Source organism: Nocardioides sp. WS12 (assembly GCF_014108865.1).
Taxonomy (GTDB): domain Bacteria; phylum Actinomycetota; class Actinomycetes; order Propionibacteriales; family Nocardioidaceae; genus Nocardioides.
On the sequence record NZ_CP053928.1, the window covers coordinates 1,333,740 to 1,355,471 of the forward strand.

Genomic DNA, 21,732 nt, shown 5'->3' on the forward strand with positions numbered 1-21,732 from the left:
GACGTTTCGAAGGAAGCGAGTGAACACATGTCTAGCCTTGCAGGAAAGGTAGCTCTGATCACCGGTGCGGCCCGTGGTCAGGGTCGATCGCACGCGATTCGGCTGGCCGAGGAGGGCGCCGACATCATCGCTCTCGACTCGCTGACTGACATCGCAACCATTGGGTACCCCATGGCCAGCGAAGACGATCTGAAGGAGACGGTTCGTCTGGTGGAGGCCCTCGGTCGACGAATCGTGTCGGCAAAGGTCGATGTCCGTGACGGCGCAGGCATGACGGCCGCTGTCAACGCCGGCGTCGCTGAGTTGGGGCGCCTCGACATCGTGATCGCCAATGCCGGGATCGTCTCCTTCTCGTTCGTAGAGGACATGAGTGATGAGATGTGGGACGACGTCGTCGACATCGTCCTCAGCGGCTCGTTCCGAACCGTGCGTGCCGCCATCCCGCACCTGAAGAAGAACGAGAAGGGCGGGTCCATCGTCTTCATCGGCTCGCTCGGCGCCTTCAAGGGCAATCGGAACGTGGCCCATTACTCCGCTGCGAAGCACGGGCTGGTCGGGATGATGAAGTGCCTGGCCATCGAGCTCGCGGAGAACAACATCCGTGTGAACACGATCAGCCCCACGAGCACCGACACGATGATGGTCCACAACCTCGGAAGCTACCAGCTGTTCTACCCCGAGAAGGACGCGACCAAGATGGGCAAGGAAGACGTCTGGGACCGGCACGCCGGCAAGAACCTGTTGCCCGTCGCGTGGATCGATCCCATCGACATCAGCAACGCAATCGCCTGGATCGTCAGCGACGGTGCGCGCTACGTCACGGGCGCTTCGCTGCCGGTCGACGCCGGTGCTTCGACCAAGTAGCTGCTCGCTTCCCACCCATTTTCGAGGAGCACCTTGATGACGAACGTTGACTTCAGCGGCCCTTCTGAATCTGACGCGTTGCACGAGTACCCCATGGCCAGGGACCGGGACCGGTCTTTCGAGCCACCGACCGAGCTCCTGGGCCTTCAGGAGACTCAGCCGGTGACGCGGGTCAGGATCTGGGATGGCAGCAAGCCGTGGCTGATCACCCGCCACGCCGACCTACTGGCGGCCATGGGCGATTCCAGGGTCAGTGCGGATGCCATGAGGCCCGGGTATCCCCACCGAGGCGCCGGAACGATGGCTCGGTGGCAGCACACCCCGTCCCTCGTGGCGATGGACGATCCCGAGCACCGCGCCATCCGGAGCATGGTCACGCCGGCCTTTCGGGTCAAGAACGTCGAGGCGATGCGGCCGGGTATCCAGGCGCTCACTGACAAGCTCATCGATGACATGTTGGCCGGACCCAACGAGGCCGACCTCGTCGCTGCCTTCGCCCTGCCCCTCCCGTCGGAGGTCATCAGTGAACTCCTTGGCGTCCCGGAGGAATACCACGAGTTCTTCCAGGAGTTGTCGGCCGTCCTGGTCAATCGGTACTCGACGCCTGAGGCGAGCATCGAAGCCAACATGAAACTCATTGACTATCTCGAGACGCTGATCGAATCGAAGCGGGAGAACGGCGCCTCAGACGTGCTTTCCGACCTTGCGCGCCTGGTCTCGGACGGACGGGTGGCCCGCCGTCGTGCGGCGGAGCTCGGGGCCTTCCTCCTGTTCGCGGGTCATGAGACAACCGCGAACATGATCGCGCTCAGCGCGGTGCTGCTGCTGCGCAATCCCGACCAGCTCGAGATCCTCAAGGCGACGGATGATCCGAAGGTGGTAGCGAGTGCCGTCGAGGAGTTGCTTCGCTATCTGACTATCCCGCACCTTGGGCGGCGCCGCGTGGCGACCGAGAACCTGGTCATCGGTGGTCAGGAGATCAAGGCCGGCGAGGGAATCATCTGTGCGGCCGATGCCGCGAACTGGGACCCCGCAGTCTTCCCTGATCCAGGCAAGCTGGATCTTCTTCGTGATGCGCGGCGTCACGTGACCTTCAGCTACGGCGTCCACCAGTGTCTGGGCCAGCCGCTCGCGAGAGTGGAGCTCCAGGTCGCGCTGACGACCCTGTTCCGGCGGATTCCGACTCTCAAGGTCGACGCCGCGCTGGACCAGCTCTCGTTCAAGCACGACGGAAACAACAACGGCATCTACGAACTACCGGTCACCTGGTAGCCCGGCCTTCGGCTCAATTAGAAGAGGTACTTCCATGTCCATGAATGTCAGCGTCGAGGCCCACAAGTGCGTGTCGTCCGGCCAGTGCGTACTGATCGCTCCCGAGGTCTTCGATCAGGACGACGAAGGCCTCGTGCTTCTTCTGGAAGAGACGCCTGGGGCGGATGAGCACGAGAACGTCAAGGAAGCCGCGGCCGTGTGCCCGGCGGCGGCGATTCACCTGCGTCAGGACTGAACAGATGTCTCTGCGCAAGGTCGTCATCGTCGGAGCCTCTGCGGCGGGCCTCGCGGCCGCTGAGACCGTGCGCAGGGAGGGCTTCGAGGGCAGCCTTGTGATGATCGGCGACGAGTCGCACCTGCCGTACGACCGGCCACCACTGTCGAAGCAGATCCTCAAGCGTGAGTGGACCTCGGATCGGTTGGCGCTGCGCGCACGGCCCGACGTGGATGCCTTGGCGGCCGACTGGAGACTTGGCGTGCCTGCGCTGGGCCTTGACCTCGTCGATCGCTCTGTCGTCCTCGGCGACGGATCAAAGGCCCACTTCGATGGATTGATCGTGGCGACCGGTGTCCGGCCGCGTCTGTTCCCGACTGCTTCGGCGGTACGTGGCGCCCACGTGCTGAGGACTCTTGATGACGCCGCAGCGATTGCGACAAGGCTGGCTCCTGGCGGCAACCTCGTGGTCATCGGGGCGGGATTCCTGGGCTGCGAGGTCGCGGCCAGCGCCCGCGCAGTCGGCGCGAACGTCACGCTGCTGGAACCGGCGCCCGTGCCGTTGGCCCAGGTGTTCGGGGAGAGGGTCGGTGCAATGATCGCCGACCTCCACCGTGATCACGGCGTGGACGTGCGTCTCGGTATCGGCGTGAGTGAACTGGTCGTCGACGGCGAGTGTGTGACTGGAGTCCGGCTCGCAGACGGCTCGGTCGTCGACGCAGACGACGTGGTGAGTTGCATCGGATCCCTGCCGAACACCGAATGGTTGGAGGGCAGTGGTCTGACGGTGGACAACGGTGTCGTGTGCGACGAGTTCCTGATGGCAGCTCCCGGTGTCTACGCGGCTGGCGACGTCGCGCGGTGGCACCATCCTCGTCTGGGAAAGTCCACGAGGATTGAGCACCGCACCAATGCTGCCGAGCAGGGGATGGCAGCTGCGCGGAACCTGTTGGCAAACGGTGTGCCAACGGCATACTCACCAGTTCCCTACTTCTGGTCCGACCAGTACGACCTCAAACTGCAGGCCTACGGGAGTCTGGCGGGACACGAAGAGATGCTCGTCGTCGAGGGCGACCTGGCTGAATGGAGTTTCGTCGCGGTCTACCGCACAGCGGACCGCATCACCGGAGTCGTGAGTGTCGGCATGCCAGTGAAGAGAATCCTTCCGTGGCGGGCCGCCATCGGGAGCGACATGTCCTGGCATGACGCTGTGGAACGCGTGCAGGCGGGCTCGATCTGAGGCCAGCGCGCAACCTTCAGACGTACTCGAAGAGGTCGAGGATCGTCTTCGCCGTCCCGCTGGCCAAGTAGTCGTCTGCATCCGTGAGGTGACTCTGCCAGAGTTGTTCGGCTCCATCGGCGTCCTTTGCCTCGATCAGCTCGACAAGCCTGCGGTGAGCCCGAGCTCCCTTGTGTGTGGCCCGTCCGAGGCTCTCGGCAACGTGATCCTCGGCAATGCGCGAGTAGTTGCCGGCGTCGACGATCTCCCGGAGCAACCCGGACAGCACATTGAGGGTTGCGCTGCCCGCGAGGTCGACGACGACGGCGTGGAATCTGGTGTGCGCACGTATGAACCGCGAAGGATCGTCCATCGCCGCTTCGCCGTGCTCGATCTCAGCCCAGAGTCTACTCAAGTCTGCGTCGGTGCGCCCTTCAGCAAGCAGGCGGGCGCAGTGCTGTTCGATCACAGTACGACCGTTGTAGACGTCGGCCAGGGTCGCCCCGTGGAGCTGCAGCACGATGCCTACATGTTTCGCGGCGACGTCCGTGGTCGGTGTGCGAACGCGCGCACCGCCGTGGGCACCCCGTCGAACCTCGATGAGCTGCTCGGACTCCAGCACGCGAAGCGCCTCGCGCAGAGTCGGCCTCGAGACTCCGAACTGGTCGATGAGATCCGCCTCGGGTGGGAGAACATCGCCGTTCTTCAAGGTGCCGATGAGAACCTGGCGCCGGAGCTGACTCGCGACGAGGTTGGCGATCTTCGGGGCGTGGACTCGCGTTATCCGGGCGTCTTGCTCTGGTTGCTCCACACGCACCCCCAATATCGGCTGACCAAGATGGTAGATTTAACTATATCTAAGAAGGCCTTCCGAGGCCATCGACTAGACTGTAATACCTAGTCAGATCTTTTAAAGACATCAGGTTGTGGAGTTCTCATGGGTAGTTACGAGCAGGTCGTGTTGACGCGTCGTGATGCTGTCGTCGAGGTGCGGCTGCACTCCGACGGGGGGGAACTCCTGTGGACGCCGACGGTGCACCGCGAACTCCCTATCGCGTTCGCGGAGGTTGGCGCGGACATCACCGTCAAGACGGTAATTGTGACAGGTACCGGTAGTTCCTTCTGTGCGGGCGTGGACATGGCTGCCTTCAAGGCGCGCAGTGCAGGTGGGGGTGGGTGGGATCCGACTTGGTACGAGGGGAAACGTCTACTTCAGGACCTCGTTGGAATCGACGTCCCTGTCATCGGGGTGGTCAATGGCCCTGCGCTGATCCACTCCGAGATTCCGCTCCTTGCGGACGTTGTGATTGCGGCTGACCACGCCGTATTCCAGGACTCTGGACATTTCCAGACCGGGGGAGTGCCCGGCGACGGTGTCAATCTGGTCTGGTCCCACCTCATTGGAACGACACGGGCGAACTACTTCCTGATGACGGGCCAGGTGCTGACTGCCGCGGATGCTCTAGCACTTGGTGCGGTGAATGAGGTGCTACCCCTCGACCAGGTCAGCGAGCGGGCCTGGGAACTCGCGGCGTGCTTCGCGCAGCGCCCGCTCCCCGTCCTGAGATACACGCGAGAAGCGCTCAATCTGGGTCGTCGTCGGATGCTGCTCAATGACCTGAGCCACGGTCTGGCGGTCGAGGGACTCGGCCTTGCCGCGGCACGTTCAGCGCGGGAGGCCTGACGTCCGGACACCGACACAGGGGGCGAGGCCGGCTTGGCCTCGCTTCCTGTTGGCGACGTCCTCTGTAAGGTCACGCTGAGGCGGTGACCTCTGCGCCGTGCGCGCGAACCTCGGCTCCGCTGATGACGACTCTATTGAGAGTCGCCCGAGTCACTCCCGTCCCGGAATCGATGGTGAGGCTGAGCTGCTCGATCAGGTCGGCCAGTTGAGACACCCCGCCCGGAGTCAGCGCGGCGGGACCGTCGGTCAGACGCCCTCGGCACAGCCGTTCGAGCATCCGCTGCGCTTCCCCGGATCGCAGCGGAAGGAGGGCGTGGGCAGACTCAGTCATGAGTTCGCCGAGCGTGCCGCCGAGTGAGACCGAAGTAATCGGACCGAATTGAGCGTCGTGGGTGGCCTCGAGTCGAAACTCAACGGCCTCATGCGGCAGGGCCGACGGAGAAGCGGCAATTCCGAAGGAGGAGAGACGATCAGCCGACGCGTCTTCGGTCAGGACTGTCCCGGCCCCAGCGTCGTCGACACGGCCGACGGCAAGAGTCGGCGCGGGTTTCGACCCCTGGGCGAGCCTGCGCGCATACTCGCTCAAGGCCGCCATTGCGCGGACCATGGTGGGCGCATCGGTGAATGCGGGTACTCCGTTGGCGATCAGGTAGCGGACGACCTCGGGGTCGGCGGTGTGCACCAGCGCCGGCTTCTGGTTGCGTTCGACCGAGTCGCGCACGGCCGCGGCGCGCTCCGCGGAGGTCGTGGGTGATATTCCCGAGATGCAGACGCCGTCGTAGCCGGCCTCCTGGAGCACTGTGTCGACAACCGAGTCGAAGATGGTCGGGTCGTTGACCGAGTTGGCCGTGTAGTCGATCGGGTTGCGCGAGGAGCCGAACGGCGGAATGCGCTCCCTGATTTTCGCCTCGGTGGACGGGCTCGGACGGTTGAGCACCAGCCCTGCCCGCGCCGCCTCGTCGGCCATGACGACACCGAGCCCGCCGCTGCCCGTGACGATGCCGAGCTTGTTGCCAGTCGGAAAGCGTCCCGCAGCGAAGGCCGCCGAGAAGTACACCAGCTCCGCCGGTGTCTCCGCACGGACGATCCCTGCACGCTCCAGAAGCGCTTCGACGAGCGCATCGTCAGAAGGGGCCGAGCCGGTGTGACTCGCGGCTGCCGCCGCGCCACCGGCCGAGAATCCCGACTTCATGGCAACGATGGGTTTGCCGAGCTCCAGGGCTCGAAGACCGGCGCTGAGGAGCACGTCGGGGTCCGGGAGGCCCTCCAGGAAGAGAAGGACCGACTTCACGTCCGGCTGCTCGATGAGGTGGGACACCGCTTCGGCTGCGGTCACATCGGACTGGTTCCCGGTGGTGCAGAGATAGTTGGCGCCGAGGCCCACGCGGTGGACCTCGCGCCAGAAGAACGCGCCTACTGCGCCGCTCTGGCTCACGATGGCTACCCCGCCACCTTCGTCGGCGGGGGCTGAGATCGCGGCGAACGTCGCCAGTAGGCCTTCGCTTCGGTTGACCAATCCGATGCAATTGGGGCCGAGCAGCCGCATTCCGTACTTTCTGGCGATCGCGTGCATCTCTTCCTGCTCGTGCCGCCCTTCGTCTCCGGTTTCCGCAAATCCCGAACTGAACACGATGGCCGCCCCGGTACCTCGCTGGCCAAGCTGGTCGACCACCGAGAGGACGTCCTCGCTACGTACTGCGACGATCGCCAGGTCAGGTGTCTCGGGGAGGTCTGCGACGGTCGGGTAGCCGGGCACGCCCTGCACAGTCGCTCTGCCTGGGTTGACCGGGTAGGTCTGTCCGGGGAACTGTGTGAGGAGATAGTCGAGCACCCGCCCCCCAATCCGGGCCTTGTTGTCGGAGGCGCCGATCACGGCGATCTTCTTGGGGGCAAAGAGACAGTCCAGCGAACGCATGTCCGTCATCGGTCATCCTTTGTCGTTAGCTGCGGCGTCGTGCCGCATCGGTTCCCGGCATCGACCGGCGGATCACTATCCGGGGCGCTCGGCAAGTCTGGTGCGCACCACCCCTCATTATCTTAATGAATAGACTGTTTGGTGTCTAGGTGTGAGACGTGATGCTGATTGACACAACACAAATCATTCAACTAATCTGGTTGTATCTCCGGGAACCTCGGAGTTCAGCGGCTGGCGAAGTCCCGATCTTCGGCTGGCAGGCGCCCGGTTTTGGCCGCTATCTGCATGAGGAGATCACGAGTGCTCGCCGACGAGACGTTTGCAAACTGCCTCGAGGGCGTCCGCGTCCTGGACTTCTCTCGCTTCGAGTCTGGCCCGACCTGCACGCAGACCCTCGCATGGCTCGGAGCCTCGGTTGTCAAGGCCGAGGCCGGCCGCGGAGGCGACCCCGGTCGGGCCATCGGGCGCAAGGGGGCCGACCCCTATGGCGCCTGGTTCCAGGAGTACAACTCCAACAAGCAGTCGATCGCGTTGAATCTCAGGAGCACGCGGGGCATCGAGCTCGCCAGGGCCTTGGCCGCGGAGGCAGATGTCGTGGTCGAGAACTTCGCGCCGGGGCGGATGGAGGAGATGGGACTCGGATACGACTCCCTGGTCGCTGTGAACCCGGGCCTCGTCTTCGCTGAGATCAAAGGCTTCGGGCCGGGCAGCGCGTACGAAAAGTACCTGGCTTTCGACGGTGTTGGTCAGGCAACCGGTGGTGTCATGAGCGTGACGGGCGAGCCGGGTGGACGCCCGATCCGGGCAGGCCTGAACATCGCAGACAGTGGCAGTGGGATGCTCATGGTGACCAGCATCCTGGGCGCCCTGAACCGTAAGGCCCGGACCGGCCAAGGTGCCCGACTGAGGCTGTCGATGCAGGACGCGGTCATGCACTTCCTGCGTGGTGCGTTTGCTTCGCAGCTGTCGACGGGTAGTCCGCCCAAGCGAGCGGGCTCCGGCGGTGTCAGTGTGGCCAACGTACCGAGTGACACATACCTCTGCAGTCCCGAAGGTCCGAACGACTTCATCTTCATCTACACGCGGTCGACCAGCTCCGAGCACTGGCACCGCCTGCTGCACCTGATCGGCCGGCCGGAGCTGATCGGCGATCCACGACTCGAGACCGCCGCGGCCCGCGTCGCGAACGTCGATGAGGTCAACGCGATGATCACCGCGTGGACCAGGACGCTGACGAAGCAACAAGCGATGCAGGCGCTGGGTGACGCACAGATCCCGGCAGGCCCGGTCCTGGACACGCGCGATCTGCTCGCGGACAACAGCTTTGCGGAGCGCGGCCTGTTCCAGGACGTGGCGCACCCGTCGATCGAGGACTTGAGAGTGCAGACCTGGCCCGTCGAGGTCGACGATCGCCTGGTCCGGGTCCTACCTGCTCCACTGCTCGGCGAGCACACCGAAGTCGTCCTCCGGGACTGGCTGGCACTGAGTGACGCCGAGATCGCAGGTCTGATCTCGGACGGCATCGCGACTCAGGCCTTGTGATCACCACCAATCCGAAGGGGACTCGATGAGCGCCGATGCGCAGCAGGACACGGATTTCGATCCGACCTTCCACCACTACAACTTCCGCAGGACCAGCGGCCAGCCACGGTTCTTCGAGGACATGATCCTCGGCGAGAAGTTCTACATGCCGAGCCGCACGGTCACTGACGCCGCCTTCGCGGCATTTCAGGTCATCTCGGGTGACAACCACCCGAGCCACTACGACATGGAGTTCAGTCGCTCCAAGGGCTGGCCCGACCTCCAGGCGCACGGACTGCAGATGGTGGCACTCACTGCGCCGGGAGCCAGTGACTTTGTCTTCGTCACCGGCGGGGCGATGATGGGGTTCATCGAGCAGTCGAGCAAGTTCCTCAAGCCCCTCTATCGCGGCGACACGGTCTACCCGGCCATCAAGATCGCTGAGCTCGTCCCGCAGCGCAACACGGGCGTCATGATTCTCGAGTCAACAGTGCACAATCAGCGCGGTGAACTGCTGATGCTCGGAGAGCAGCGGTTCCTTGTGAAGCGGCGCACGCCGGCCGAGTAGATGTCAGCGAGCTGGGCTCATCGTGCGACATGCGGTGCCGGGCGTCCGGCACCGCATGCGTCTTTCTCGGGCGGGTTTGAATCAAGCAGGCGGCAGCGGTCCCAGTAGGCCGGACCGCGTTCCGGAAACGCTGGCGGTCATCTGGCCGACTGCCAGGAGGCGACCGCTGTTGACACCGTGGACCTGGATGTCGGCGACGTGCATCGTCCGGCCCCTCTTGAGGCATCGCGCGGTTGCCGCCACGTCTTCTGACTGGCCCACGGACAGATAGTTCACGTTGAGGCTGATGGTCGACAGGCGAGATCCGTTGTTGTAGTCCTGTCCCGCGAGAATGGCGCAGGTGCCGGCTGTGTCGATGAGCGTTGCGATGACCCCACCATGGAACACTCCGGGGTGGGCGGACAGGTCGTCGGCGTACTGCGAGCGCAGCACCACCTCATCGCGTTCCCACCTCACGACATTGATGTTGCACAAGCGTGAGAAGGGCACATTCCTGTCGAAGTGGTCGCGGAACCACACTCGAATCTCTTCCTGTTGTGCGTCGGTGAAGGTCTCGGTCATCGCGGCTGCTCTCCTAGCGGCGCGACCGTTTCAGGAATATTCCTGTCGCGGTCCATTGATATAAAGATCTAACCTAACTAGTGTAATCGACGTCTCAGTCCTGGTGAAGATCTGCTCACCGGGACGCACCGCGACCGAGGAGGAGCTCCGTGACGACAGGCCTGTCCTTCGACGGGAAGGTCGTAGTCGTGACCGGCGCTGCGGCGGGAATGGGGAGGTCCCACGCCCTGCTGCTTGCCAACCGCGGCGCCGCGGTGGTCGTGAACGACGTCGCAGGTGCAGAATCCGTTGTCGCCGAGATTGAGACACGAGGCGGGCGAGCGGTCGCCGCGACCTACGACATCTCGGACCCCGATGAGGCTCTAGCCCTTGTTGAGCAGGGACTCGGGGCCTATGGGCGAATCGATGCGATCGTCAACAATGCCGGGATTTCCCACCACGTGCCGCTCGCGGACCTCACGCCTGACATCTTCGACCGAACGATGAAGGTCAACGCGTACGGAGCGTTCTTCGTGACTCACCACGCGTGGCCGCACCTGGTGGCGAGTGGCGCCGGACGCGTGGTCATGGTCGCGTCGAGGGGGGCGATGGTGGGCGCGCCGAACCTGACCCACTACGCGGCTTCCAAGGGTGCGATGCTGGGCATGACGAGGCAGCTCGCTGCAGAGGGTGCTGCTGCTGGGGTCCGCGTCAACGCTGTGAATCCGGCGGCATTCACCGAGATGAGCAAGGCGACTGACGGTGTTGCCGGCGAGGTGCGTCTTCGTGTCCGGGCCAGGATCGCCAGGCAGTTGGGGGTGGACGAGGCGGATGAGCGGTTGCTTGCCGAACGTTCGACGGCGGTGATCTCGGCGGTCGTCGCGTTTCTGTGCCACTCGGACTGCATGGCTACGGGTGAGTTCTTCGAGACCGAGGCTGGTCGCGTGAACCGGATCTCGTACGCGTCTGCTGCTGGTTACGCCGATGCGAGCCTCACGATCGAGGCGGTGCGCGACAACTTCCACGCCATCCTGGAGCTCGCTGAGCTGGAGGCCATGCCTGCGATCAACGCGTCGGGCACTGAGCGTCGCTGACCTCTGTTCAAATACCGTAATTGTTTATATGATCCATCTATCAAGCGCGGGAGGTTCGGTCCCGACGCGGCCGAGGAAAGAGGTGTGTGGTGGCTGTGGTTGCGGAGAACGAGGTGCCATCCTGGCGCGACGTGATTGATCCAGACTCGTGGGTGGCCGAGAATCTCCTCGACCCTCGCGGTGCGGTCCGGCTCAACGAATCCGGGAAGGTCTCGGCCGGCCCTGTGGTGTGGCGCAAACTGCACGTCGGGATTCTTGACAACGGCAAGGCCAACGCGCGCTTCCTGCTCGACGAAGCACGGGCTGCCTTGGCTGCGGCAAATACGGAGCTCACTTTCACGGTCATTCGGAAGCCGACTGCCAGTCTGCCTGCAGCTGCCGACGTCATGGCGCGCCTGGTCCAGGAGTGCGACGTCGTGGTGACCGGCACCGGGGATTGCGGGTCCTGCACCGCCTGGACAGTGCGCGACACCATTGAACTGGAGAGTCGCGGCATCCCGGCGGTGATGTTCGTCAGCGACAAGTTCGTCCCGCTGGCCGAGGCACTGTTCGACGAGGCGAACCTCGAAGCCAAGATCGTTGTCGGGGAGCATCCGTTCGGTGGGCGGTCCGAGGGCGAGGCCCGAGTCATCGGACGCGGAATGGCCGCGCGGGTGCTTGAGGTAGTGGGGAAGGTGTCATGACGACCACCACGCTGGACTGGACCTCCACCGAGGTCTCAGACGGGCTTCCGATCATTGCGCCGACCAAGGCACGAGTTCACGAACTGCTCGACTACCGCGGGTGGGACCCCGCGGCCGTCATCGGTGCGGTGCCGCCGCGAAATGGTCTTCTGACCTACGAGGTCGCGGCCGCGAACGCCGTGATGACCGGGTGTACGCCCGAACAGTTCCTACTCGTTACCGAGGCGCTCGCAGCCATGCTGGAGCCAGCCTTCAATCTTTACGCAATCCAGGCGACCACACATCCCGTCGGGCCGACGATCATCTTCAGCGGCCCTGCTGCCACCGATGCGGGCGTCACCAGTGGTCAGGGATGCTTTGGTCCGGGGAATGCTGGCAACGTCCGTGTCGGACGTGCCGTGCGGTTGATTCTCCAGAACGTCGGAGGCGCTCGTGCCGGGGGGCTTGATCGGGCGACCTTCGGAACCCCCCACAAGTCGTCGATGGTCTTCGCCGAGAAGGGCGTGGAGTCCGACGGGGTGAACTGGACCACGCGTGCTGCGGAGTTCGCTGGTGACGGCGCAAACGTGGTCACTGTCGTGGCAACGGAAGGTCCGCACGAGGTCAACGATCACCGCAGCTTCACTGCACATGACCTACTCCGGCAGATCGCGTTCTCGTTGGCGAACGTCGGCACCAATGATGCGCTCTTCTTCCCGGACTCCACCCCTGTCGTCGTGCTCGGGCCCGAGCACGCGCGGACCATCGCAGGGGACGGCTGGTCCCGCCAGGACGCGCGGGAGTACATCGCGAGACACGCCCGGGTTCCCCTGCGTCACTGGTCGCGGGTGAACATCGACGGACACTTCGCCGAGAAGTGGCCAAGCCTCTACACCGGGGCGGATGACTTCACGGACGTGCCTGTGGTTACTGCGGACGAACTCGTTCTCGTCGTGGCCGGCGGGGAAGGCAAGCACAGCATGATCTCTCCGAGCTATGGAGTGTCCAAGACCGTGTCACGCGTCTTCGAGTAGCTGCTCGGAGGGCTCGTCAGATGCGTGGTCGGACGGTCTTGATGAATTCCAAACAGTAGAAAATACAGTTGATTGACCTCGGGTCCCGGGAGCGGGTCCCGGTGCCTGACGATCAGGAGAGCAACGGTTATGACGAACAACGAGTCGGCGGTTGAAACTGACTTCGCTCCACTTGTGGGGCACTGGTTCGAGGCGCTGAATGCGGCGCTCGAAGGCGGGGACCCGGATCAGATCGAAGACCTGTTCTGCGACGATGCCTACTGGCGGGACCTGATTGCGCTCACGTGGCGACTCGGTCACGTGGGTGGCTCAGGTCAGATCGCGAAGGCTCTGCTGGACGCCAGGTTGACCCACGACGTCCGTGACTTGCATGTAGCGCTCCATCGGACGACGCCGCGGCTCAAGTCACGGCTCATGCGGGAGGTCGTCGAGGCGTATTTCGAATTCACGACGAACGTCGGCACGGGCCAAGGTGTCATCCGTTTTGAGCCGAACCAAGACAACGAGACGGCGCTACGCGCCTGGACGGTTCTCACCAAGATTCGCTCGATCCATGGGGTTCCGGTACCCGGCGTCGGGGAGCGTCACCCGGGTCGCGGTTACGACCGCGAGGGGTCGACCGACAACTGGGCAGACAGGCGCGCCCAGTCCGTTGCCTATGAGGACCGTGAGCCCGAGGTGGTCATCGCCGGTGCCGGCCAGTCCGGTCTGATGCTGGCCGCGCACCTGGGCGTGCTGGGAGTCGACGCGCTCATCGTCGAGAAGAACGATCGCATCGGCGACAACTGGCGAAACCGCTACCACTCGCTCGCGCTGCACAACCCCACAGACATGGTCCAGCTTCCGTACATGCCGTTTCCTCGGACCTTCCCGGAGTACCTCCCCAAGGATCAGTTCGCGAACTGGCTCGAGGCATATGCGCTGAACATGAACCTGAACACCTGGACGTCGACGGAGTTCCTCGGCGCCGACTACGACGAGGTCGAAGAGGTCTGGACTGTAAAGGTCCGGCGCGGTGACGGCACCGAGCGCACCCTTCACCCGCGGCACGTCGTCGTGGCAACGGGCGGCGCCGGTGGCCAGCCGCGGTTCGCGGAGCTGCCAGGGCTCGAGGATTTCAAGGGAGAGGTGATCCACAGCTCGCAGTTCGACAGTGGGCGCCGCTTCCAGGGCAAGAACGTCGTGGTCGTCGGCGTTGCCACGAGCGCGCACGACATCGCCCTGGATCTCTACCAGAACGATGCGACGGTCACGATGCTCCAGCGGTCGGCGTCCATCGTCGTCTCGTTGGAGACCGCAAATGCAGCCTATGGCCAGTACTTCGACGGCACCCCGATCGAAGAGGCCGACATGATCTCGGCCGGCAACTTCATCCACCCGCTCATGGTTCCGGCGATGCAGGCCGGTACCAAGATCATGGAGGAGAAGGACAAGGTCCTTCTCGACCGGCTGCGTGCGGTCGGCATGAAGCTCGACTCGGGAATCGACGGCACGGGCTTCATGTACAAGTTCTTCCAGACGGGTGGCGGCTACTACATCGATGTCGGCGCAAGCGATGTTGTCGCGCGCGGGGACATCCGTCTCGTTCAGACGGAGGACCTCCTAAGGCTCGATGCGAACGGTGCTCAGCTGGCTGACGGGACCCATGTGCCGGTCGACGCGATCGTGATGGCCACGGGCTACAAGAACCAGGGTGCAGAAGCGCAGCGCTACTTCGGCGACGAACTGGCTGCGCAACTCGGGGACGTGTCCCGATTCGGCGAAGACGGTGAATTGCGCAACGCGTGGAAGCCGACTGCGCAGAAGGGCCTCTGGTTCATGATCTCGGGTGTGGCGCAGGCCCGGACCTACTCTCCGGTCCTTGCACTTCAACTCAAGGCCGAGCAGTTGGGCATCCTGCCGGGCTACAAGTCAGCCAAGTGAGTGCCGTTTCGGCCGGAGACTCTCATTTCCGCCCGAGGCAGCCTTCGCTTGCTTCACTGAGGAGTGAAACCTTGGATCTCCCCGGCCTGCTGGCTGCGCGGTACAGCTGCCGCGCCTTCAAGCGGGAACTGGTGGCGGACGAGACGCTCGATGAGCTCTTCGGATTGGCGCAGCGCACTCCTTCGTGGTGCAACGTCCAGCCGTGGCACGTCCATCTCACCAGTGGTCCAGCTACGGCTCGCTTCGCTCAGGCGTTGAGTGAGCATGTGTCCACGAGTGAGCCGAAGTCGGACATCGAGCGCCCGACGGTCTATTCGGAGGTGTATCAGAAGCGCCGTCGTGAGACCGGCCATCAGTTGTACGGTGCGCTCGGGATTGATCGAGCCGACGCGGAGGGCCGCCGTCATCAGATGCTCCAGAACTTCACATTCTTCGGCGCGCCCCATGTGGCTGTGATCACCAGCGACCGCGACCAGGGTCCCTACGGCGCTGTCGACTGTGGGGGATACGTCAACACACTTCTTCTCGCTGCCCAGCATCTTGGGCTGGGGGCGGTGGCTCAGGGAGCCATCGCGGCGTACTCCGACTTCGTTCGGACCTGGCTCGACATCCCCGATGATCAGGTGGTGGTCTGCGCGGTCTCCTTCGGTTACGCCGATGAGCAGCACCCGGTGAACGGCTTCAGAACCGATCGGGCTGAGGCCGGTGGCGTTGTCAGCCATCGGGCGAAATAGCAGAGTCCACACAACAGCCTGAAGGAATGAACAGATTGACTCCAGTGCAAACAGTTAATGCCTTTATTGGGTTCCTGTGTGCGCGCGACTTCGAGAGCGCGTTCGCGCTGTGCGCCGATGACATGGAGTTCGAGAACGTCCCGTTCGAGCCGTCGGTCAATCGTGGGAGGGACGTCATCCGAGCTCGCCTCGAGAGCGCCTATACCTGGCTTGTCCGAGCGGAGTACGAGATCCACTTCGAGATCGAGCGCGACGGCGCGATTGTCAACGAGCGACTGGACCGCCACTGGTTCGACGATGGGCTCTACGCAGAAGTACGCGTGATGGGCAGGTGGAAGGTGACTGACGGGAAGATCACGCTGTGGCGTGATTATTTCGACGCTGACCAGTGGCACCGCAATTTCAACGGGGGATTCGGTGCCTACCTGGAGCGGCGCGCGTCCGACGCTTGATCTCGGCGAGATTGGCAGCACACAGAGGAGTAGTCGGATGGACATCGAAACATTGGCCAATCTTTCCCGGGAGGAGCGCCGGTTCGCGCCGCCTGCGGAGTTTGCGGCCAACGCGAACCTGACCGCCGTGGCGTACGAGGAGGCCACCAGGGACCGGCTCGGCTTCTGGGAGAAGCAGGCCGAGCGGCTGACCTGGGACACCAGATGGGACCGGGTCCTGGACTGGTCGAATCCGCCGTTCGCGAAGTGGTTCGTGGGTGGAAGGCTGAACGCGGCTTACAACGCGGTCGATCGGCACGTCGAGGAGGGCGCAGGGGACAAAGTCGCTTTCCACTGGATCGGTGAGCCTGCCGATGATGCACGGAGCATCACCTACTCAGAGTTGAAGGACGAGGTCTGCCAGGCGGCCAACGCACTGGTGGACCTGGGCGTGCAGGCTGGCGACCGGGTGGCGATCTACATGCCGATGATCCCCGAGACGGTCGTCGCGATGCTGGCCTGCGCGCGACTGGGAGCGCCGCACACGGTGGTCTTCGGCGGTTTCTCCGCCGAGGCGCTGGCTTCGCGAATCGAGGACTGTCAGGCCAAGATCGTGATCACGGCGGACGGTGGCTACCGTCGGGGCGTCCCCTCTGCGTTGAAGCCTGCTGTGGACGAGGCGCTCGCCAAGCTGGGAAGCAGGAGCGCCGTGGATCACGTCCTCGTGGTACGGCGTACCGGGCAGACCATTCCCTTCGACGAAGTGACGGACGTGTGGTGGCACGAACTGGTTGCCTCGCAGTCTGTCGAGCACACGTGCGAGTCCTTCGACTCCGAGCATCCGCTCTACGTGATGTACACCTCCGGCACGACCGGGGCCCCCAAGGGAATCCTGCACACGACGGGCGGGTACCTGACCGGGGCGGCGTACACGCACTGGGGCGTCTTCGACCTCAAGGCGGAGACCGACGTCTACTGGTGCACCGCCGACGTGGGGTGGGTGACCGGGCACAGCTACCTGGTTTACGGACCTCTTATCAACCGGACCACGTCGGTCATCTACGAGGGGGTTCCGGACAGCCCACACAAGGGTCGCTGGTGGGAGATCATCGAAAAGTACGGTGTCACGATCCTTTACACGGCGCCGACCGCGATCCGGACGTTCATGAAGTGGGGCGACGAAATCCCGGCGAAGCACGACCTGTCATCGCTGCGGCTCCTCGGCTCGGTCGGCGAACCGATCAACCCGGAGGCTTACGTCTGGTACCGCGAGACCATCGGCGGCGGCCGTACGCCGGTCGTGGACACCTGGTGGCAGACCGAGACTGGCGCAATCATGGTCAGCCCGCTGCCCGGGGTGAGTGATGCCAAGCCCGGGTCGGCGATGCGCGCCATCCCCGGGATAGTGGCCGACGTGGTGAACGACGAGGGAGCGTCAGTGCCCGACGGGACTGGCGGCTATCTGGTGATCCGAGAGCCGTGGCCTTCGATGCTGCGCACGCTGTGGGGTGACGACCAGCGGTTCAAGGAGACGTATTGGTCACGCTGGGAGGGTATGTACTTCGCCGGAGACGGCGCGAAGAAGGACGAGGACGGCGACGTCTGGGTCCTTGGCCGGGTCGATGACGTCATGAACGTCTCCGGCCACCGGCTCTCCACCACCGAGATTGAGTCGGCCCTGGTGAGCCACCCGAAGGTTGCCGAGGCCGCGGTCGTCGGTGCGAATGACGAGACCACCGGTCAGGCGGTCTGTGCCTACGTGATCCTGCGCGAGGCCGCTGGCGATGGGGGAAGCGACATCGTCCAGGAGTTGCGTGACCACGTGGCTCGTGGGATCGGCGCGATTGCGAAGCCGCGGCAGATCCTGATCGTCGCGGAGTTGCCGAAGACTCGCTCCGGCAAGATCATGCGGCGCCTGCTCCGCGACGTTGCCGAGAACCGTGAGGTCGGCGATGTGTCCACCCTGGCTGACTCGACGGTGATGAATCTGATCGCTGTAGGGGCATCGACGAGCGCCGAGGATTGACGCCAAGGCCCTTGGAGCTGAAGGGCAGAGCGGGTTTGATGAGCCGGGCTTGGTTCCGGAGCAACGGGTCGTGTGGTGTTGAGCGTTCCGTTGATCGCGATCACCGCGGTCGCCTGAATCATTGGTCATCGGGAGGCCGCGCGCACCCTGCTCGTGTGGTGGTTTGAGAGTCTGGGTCCGCCCGCTGATGGCGGCGGCCGGTGTCGTCAGGCAGCGTGGCGGGTCGGGTCCTGCTCGGAACGCTGGTGGGTGAGGACCAGACCGGAGATTTCGTCGCCGCACGCGTCGGCCGCCATCGAGGCGACTGCTGCGGCGTCCCCGTGGCCCACAATTACGATCGGGACGCCGGGGCGGGTAGCGGATGCGTCGTCGATGGCCCGGAGCACGTCGCCGACGGACTGGGTGAGCATGCGATCGGTGACGTCGACCTCGCAGGTGACGGTCGCGGCGCCGGCGAGCAGGGCCTTGTCAAGCGCCGCGTCGCACTGGTGGACGGCGCTCGCGGGGGCGACCAGGACGACCAGGAGGCGCGGCTTCGTGCCATTGGCGGGCGAGGTGAGGTCGAGACGGGGACGGGCGGTGAAGAGGGTTGCAGTCATGACGGTGTCACCTTTCCTAGGGGCCAGAAGGGGAGCGGGGTGGCGCTCCGACCCTGTTCGTAGTTTGTGACTGTCGTCATAGTGCTGACATGGTGACTACTACCTAGACCGTTACGTAGATCCCGACGGGCTCCTCCGGAGCCCGCCGGTCCTTCGAGCGAATCCGTGTCGACCAGCAGGCCGTGGCAACTCAGCAGGGCGGCGGCCTCGTGCAGCAGCGCGAGTTGGCCCAGCTCCGACAGGCGGGACCCGGGCTCTGACCAGAACTCGGCGTCCCGGGCACCGGGGTGATGCTCGAGGTCGACGACGACGCCGCCATGACGCTCGTGCAACGCGTCGAGGGCAGCGTTCGCCGCGCCAACGCGCACAGGGTGGCCGGCCAGTGGCGCCAGCCTGGTGAGGACGAGTAGTGCGCCGGTGCCGGCGAGCGCGTCGCCAACTGTCAGGATCTCTCGGCCGAAGGTGTCGGGATCCCACGCCGTCGAGCGGACGTCGTAGGTCCCGACGGCGAGGACGACGACGTGGGGTCGGTGCGCGAGGACGTCTGCCAACTGCTCAAGAATGACCCAGCCAGCAGTCGCCCGAGGTCGCGCGACCGAATGGAAGGACACATCGTGCTGGCGTCTGGCAGCGCGCGCGAGCAGGGGAGCCCACGCCGTGGACGACCCGCCGGCGAGCCCATCCCCGACTGCAGCCATGCGTAGGTAGCCGCGTAGTTCGCCAGAAGGGTCGATGCGCGCGGGGACCCTCACCAGCTGTTGGTTGGAGTGGCGCGGTTTCATCGGTCTGTATCCCATCGTTTGCAGTTGGCCTCACCATGCTGGCGCGGTCGTTGCGCCGGATGCGGACGACTACGTAGAACGACACGCAGATCCGGGACCGCCGCTACGGCGGGCGCGCTTGCACGGCGAGCTCGTGCCGTGTGTGATGGGCACATGGTCGGGGGTCGCACGGCGGGGGCGAGTCCGCTGGTAGGGAGGAGGCGCGAGCTCGACACCATCAAGAAGCTGCTCGAGCGCCATCGCTTGGTCACGCTGACGGGTGTGGGCGGGTCCGGCAAGACCCGGTTGGCCGATCGCATCACCACGGATCTCGCGCGCGTTTACAAGGACGCGGTGTGGATCGTCGAGCTCGCCGACGTGCAGGATCCGGCGCTGCTCGGACACAGCGTCGCGCGAGCCATCGGTCTCCAGGTGAAGTCGGCGGACTTCGACCCAGGCCTCCTCACCGGGTTCCTGGCCGACCGCCGTGCGCTGATCACCCTCGATAATTGCGAACACCTCGCCGATGCGTGCGCAGAACTGGTGGAGGACCTTCTCGACACCTGCCCGGGTGTACGCATCCTGACCACCAGCCAGCGCGCGCTCGGACTACGGAACGAAAGCCTGTTCCAGGTGCCGCCTTTGTCGATGCCCGCTGTGGACGCCGACGTCCCGATCGATGGGCTCGGCCAGTACGAGTCGATCAGCCTCTTCGTGGAACGCGCCGCCACGGTCCAGCCAGGCTTCAAGGTCACTGTTGGCAACGCGGCTGCCATTGTTGAGCTATGCCAGGCATTGGAGGGCATCCCGCTCGCGCTGGAGCTGGCAGCCGCCCGGACCCGCGTCCTGACGCCGCAGGACATGGTCGAACGGCTGGAGGACCGCTACCAACTGTTGAATCGCGGTTTCCGGGGCAAGGTCCCGGACCGGCAGCGCTCGCTGGAAGCCTCAGTGAACTGGACCTACGACCTCTGTACCGACGCCGAGCGCCGGATGTGGGCCGACCTGTCTGTGTTTCGTGGCGGCTTCGGGTTCGACGCCGCCGAAGCAGTAGCGGGCGCCTCGGTGGACGAGGCCTTCCTGGACGTGCTCGACTCCCTCGTCGAGCGCTCGGTCGTGCGCCGAGAGATCGAAGGGGAGGGCGCGCGCTTCCGGATGCTGGAGACGCTGCGACTCTACGGCGAGCGCGAGCTCAGCAGGGACGGCCGCGCGGACGTCGTGCGACGTCGACACCGCGACCACTTCCTCCTGCGTGCGAAGCGGTTCGAGGAGGATTGGACGGGTGCGCACCAGGTCGCCTGGCTGTGCGAGATGCACGAAGACCACGCCAACCTCCGCGCCGCCCTGCAGTACTCCATCGACCAGTCAGAGGCTGATGATGCGCTGCGGATGATCAGCGCGGTCGAACCCTTCTGGATCACGGCAGGTCTGGTCAGCGAGGCGCGCCGCTGGATCGACCTTGCTCTGGCCGCGGCGCCGCAGGGTGACGTGCCGAGCCTGGCCGTGGCCCTGCGGGTGGGCGCCTGGTTCGCGCTGATCCAAGTCGACATCGACGCGGCGCGTGCGATCGTCGCAGGCCTGCATCTGCTGGTCGGTCAATTGGACGGTGAGCCAGACGTCGCGACGACGGCGCAGTCGGATCTCGCCGAGGGACTTCTGGCAGCTTGGGTGGGAGAGGCGGGGCGCGGCATCGAGCTGATCGAACGCTCCATCGTGGGGCTGGCCGACCTGGGCGAACTGTCGTCGCGCTCCTTTGGCATCGTCGCCAGCGGGATGCTTTACGGGTTCACGGGCGATACGCAGCGCGGGCGCGCCATGCTGGAGCGGTGCGTCTCGCTGACCGAGCCTCGTGGCGAGCTCTACATGCGCGCATACGCATTGTCGATCCTCGGATTAATTGGTCTCGTCGAGGGCGACCTGGACAGTTGTACGACGAAGCTGGGTGACGCGCTGCGATTGAAGCGTGAATTGGGAGACCGGCTCGGTACTGCCCTCATCCTGGAGATCTTCGCATGGGCGGCGGCCGTGCAGAATCAGGGCGAGCGGGGGGCAACCCTCCTTGGGGCGGCGACGGATGTCTGGAATCACCTCGGCGTGTCGATGCACTCGTTGCCGCACTTCTCGGATCGGCACGAGCAGGGTGAAATCCACCTTCGGTCGATCCAGAGTCCCGAGGACTTCGAACGGGCTGTCGGCACCGGCGCGGCGATGGGGCTGGCTGCGGCGATGGCCTATGCACTGGGGGAGACCGCTGCGCCGTCGCGGCCGCGTAAGGCGCGACCCGATCCTGCGGCAAGTGTCTCCCCGCTCACCCGGCGCGAGCGCGAGGTCGCCATGCTCGTCCATGAGGGCCTCAGCAACCAGCAGATCGCCGAGCGGCTGGTGCTCTCGATCCGCACCGCTGAGGCGCACGTCGAGAACATCCTGCGCAAACTCGGTTTCAACTCCCGGTCGGCCGTCGCCTCATGGGTGGCGGAGCACCGTGACCGGCTGACGTGAGGTGCGCCCGCTCGCTTTCTGACATTGACTGTCGCTAAATTCTCCAGACGATGCCAAACTGAGGCTTGCCGTCGCAAAATTCCTTGAAACGGCCTCTGTTGCCGTTCAAAGGAGATGGTCAGTGTCCGTCGCGGGTTCATGGGCCGATGTCGACTGGAGCGCGCACGAGCAC

20 protein-coding genes are annotated in these 21,732 nt (G+C 64.7%); 15 read left to right on the forward strand and 5 right to left on the reverse strand.

Going from position 1 to position 21,732, the window contains the following annotated elements; translation table 11 throughout:
• The first annotated feature begins 27 nt into the window (after nucleotides 1-27).
• From HRC28_RS06195 to HRC28_RS06210, 4 genes are all read left to right on the forward strand, one after another.
• Nucleotides 28-864, forward strand: a complete 837-nt coding sequence (locus HRC28_RS06195) for a mycofactocin-coupled SDR family oxidoreductase (protein ID WP_182379276.1) — start codon at nucleotides 28-30, stop codon at nucleotides 862-864.
• 225 nt (nucleotides 865-1,089) lie between these two features.
• Nucleotides 1,090-2,136: a cytochrome P450 gene (locus tag HRC28_RS06200; RefSeq protein WP_237111835.1), complete on the forward strand. Its 1,047-nt coding sequence runs from the start codon at nucleotides 1,090-1,092 to the stop codon at nucleotides 2,134-2,136.
• A 40-nt stretch (nucleotides 2,137-2,176) separates the two neighbouring features.
• Nucleotides 2,177-2,371 carry a ferredoxin gene (locus tag HRC28_RS06205; RefSeq protein WP_182379278.1) on the forward strand — a complete coding sequence of 65 codons (195 nt, stop codon included), beginning with the start codon at nucleotides 2,177-2,179 and terminating at the stop codon, nucleotides 2,369-2,371.
• A 4-nt stretch (nucleotides 2,372-2,375) separates the two neighbouring features.
• The gene (locus tag HRC28_RS06210; protein ID WP_202033237.1) at nucleotides 2,376-3,590 is read left to right on the forward strand and encodes an FAD-dependent oxidoreductase; all 1,215 of its coding nucleotides are present in this window, start codon (nucleotides 2,376-2,378) and stop codon (nucleotides 3,588-3,590) included.
• A 16-nt stretch (nucleotides 3,591-3,606) separates the two neighbouring features.
• Here HRC28_RS06210 and HRC28_RS06215 read toward each other — a convergent pair whose 3' ends face one another.
• Nucleotides 3,607-4,380, reverse strand: a complete 774-nt coding sequence (locus HRC28_RS06215; protein ID WP_202033238.1) for an FCD domain-containing protein — start codon at nucleotides 4,378-4,380, stop codon at nucleotides 3,607-3,609.
• A gap of 126 nt (nucleotides 4,381-4,506) precedes the next feature.
• Between HRC28_RS06215 and HRC28_RS06220 the strand changes: the two genes are divergently transcribed.
• Nucleotides 4,507-5,253, forward strand: a complete 747-nt coding sequence (locus tag HRC28_RS06220) for an enoyl-CoA hydratase/isomerase family protein (protein ID WP_182379279.1) — start codon at nucleotides 4,507-4,509, stop codon at nucleotides 5,251-5,253.
• A gap of 70 nt (nucleotides 5,254-5,323) precedes the next feature.
• On the opposite strand, the gene HRC28_RS06225 is transcribed toward HRC28_RS06220, so the two are convergent.
• Entirely contained in the window at nucleotides 5,324-7,177 is a 1,854-nt protein-coding gene (locus HRC28_RS06225; protein ID WP_182379280.1) for a CoA-binding protein, read from the reverse strand.
• A gap of 276 nt (nucleotides 7,178-7,453) precedes the next feature.
• Between HRC28_RS06225 and HRC28_RS06230 the strand changes: the two genes are divergently transcribed.
• Nucleotides 7,454-8,710, forward strand: coding sequence for a CoA transferase (locus tag HRC28_RS06230; protein WP_182379281.1), 1,257 nt, complete (start codon nucleotides 7,454-7,456; stop codon nucleotides 8,708-8,710).
• Between the two features lie 25 nt (nucleotides 8,711-8,735).
• Complete coding sequence (locus HRC28_RS06235; RefSeq protein WP_182379282.1) at nucleotides 8,736-9,257, forward strand: MaoC family dehydratase; 522 nt, start codon at nucleotides 8,736-8,738, stop codon at nucleotides 9,255-9,257.
• An 81-nt stretch (nucleotides 9,258-9,338) separates the two neighbouring features.
• Here HRC28_RS06235 and HRC28_RS06240 read toward each other — a convergent pair whose 3' ends face one another.
• Nucleotides 9,339-9,818 carry a PaaI family thioesterase gene (locus HRC28_RS06240; protein WP_182379283.1) on the reverse strand — a complete coding sequence of 160 codons (480 nt, stop codon included), beginning with the start codon at nucleotides 9,816-9,818 and terminating at the stop codon, nucleotides 9,339-9,341.
• A 149-nt stretch (nucleotides 9,819-9,967) separates the two neighbouring features.
• Between HRC28_RS06240 and HRC28_RS06245 the strand changes: the two genes are divergently transcribed.
• From HRC28_RS06245 to acs, 7 genes are all read left to right on the forward strand, one after another.
• A complete protein-coding gene (locus tag HRC28_RS06245; protein ID WP_182379284.1) occupies nucleotides 9,968-10,891 on the forward strand; it encodes an SDR family NAD(P)-dependent oxidoreductase in 924 nt (307 codons plus the stop codon).
• 131 nt (nucleotides 10,892-11,022) lie between these two features.
• Nucleotides 11,023-11,574 carry a hypothetical protein gene (locus HRC28_RS06250; RefSeq protein WP_182379285.1) on the forward strand — a complete coding sequence of 184 codons (552 nt, stop codon included), beginning with the start codon at nucleotides 11,023-11,025 and terminating at the stop codon, nucleotides 11,572-11,574.
• Nucleotides 11,571-12,587 carry a hypothetical protein gene (locus HRC28_RS06255; protein WP_182379286.1) on the forward strand — a complete coding sequence of 339 codons (1,017 nt, stop codon included), beginning with the start codon at nucleotides 11,571-11,573 and terminating at the stop codon, nucleotides 12,585-12,587. Before HRC28_RS06250 ends, HRC28_RS06255 begins: the two co-directional genes overlap by 4 nt.
• A 129-nt stretch (nucleotides 12,588-12,716) precedes the next feature.
• Nucleotides 12,717-14,510 (forward strand): NAD(P)/FAD-dependent oxidoreductase, encoded by a 1,794-nt coding sequence (locus tag HRC28_RS06260; protein ID WP_182379287.1) that lies wholly within the window; start codon nucleotides 12,717-12,719, stop codon nucleotides 14,508-14,510.
• A 71-nt stretch (nucleotides 14,511-14,581) separates the two neighbouring features.
• Nucleotides 14,582-15,244 carry a nitroreductase gene (locus HRC28_RS06265; protein ID WP_237111725.1) on the forward strand — a complete coding sequence of 221 codons (663 nt, stop codon included), beginning with the start codon at nucleotides 14,582-14,584 and terminating at the stop codon, nucleotides 15,242-15,244.
• A gap of 26 nt (nucleotides 15,245-15,270) precedes the next feature.
• A complete protein-coding gene (locus HRC28_RS06270) occupies nucleotides 15,271-15,696 on the forward strand; it encodes a limonene-1,2-epoxide hydrolase family protein (RefSeq protein WP_182379288.1) in 426 nt (141 codons plus the stop codon).
• Between the two features lie 37 nt (nucleotides 15,697-15,733).
• On the forward strand, nucleotides 15,734-17,701 hold the full coding sequence (gene acs, locus HRC28_RS06275; RefSeq protein ID WP_182379289.1) for an acetate--CoA ligase: 1,968 nt from the start codon (nucleotides 15,734-15,736) through the stop codon (nucleotides 17,699-17,701).
• A 206-nt stretch (nucleotides 17,702-17,907) separates the two neighbouring features.
• Here the strand turns inward: acs and HRC28_RS06280 are convergent, their stop codons facing one another.
• Nucleotides 17,908-18,300 carry a hypothetical protein gene (locus HRC28_RS06280; protein WP_182379290.1) on the reverse strand — a complete coding sequence of 131 codons (393 nt, stop codon included), beginning with the start codon at nucleotides 18,298-18,300 and terminating at the stop codon, nucleotides 17,908-17,910.
• Complete coding sequence (locus tag HRC28_RS06285) at nucleotides 18,297-19,097, reverse strand: GDSL-type esterase/lipase family protein (RefSeq protein ID WP_346010501.1); 801 nt, start codon at nucleotides 19,095-19,097, stop codon at nucleotides 18,297-18,299. Before HRC28_RS06285 ends, HRC28_RS06280 begins: the two co-directional genes overlap by 4 nt.
• Nucleotides 19,098-19,235: 138 nt before the next feature.
• Here HRC28_RS06285 and HRC28_RS25300 point away from each other — a divergent pair, with 138 nt between their 5' ends.
• On the forward strand, nucleotides 19,236-21,560 hold the full coding sequence (locus HRC28_RS25300) for a LuxR C-terminal-related transcriptional regulator (protein ID WP_182379292.1): 2,325 nt from the start codon (nucleotides 19,236-19,238) through the stop codon (nucleotides 21,558-21,560).
• Nucleotides 21,561-21,732: the final 172 nt, after the last annotated feature.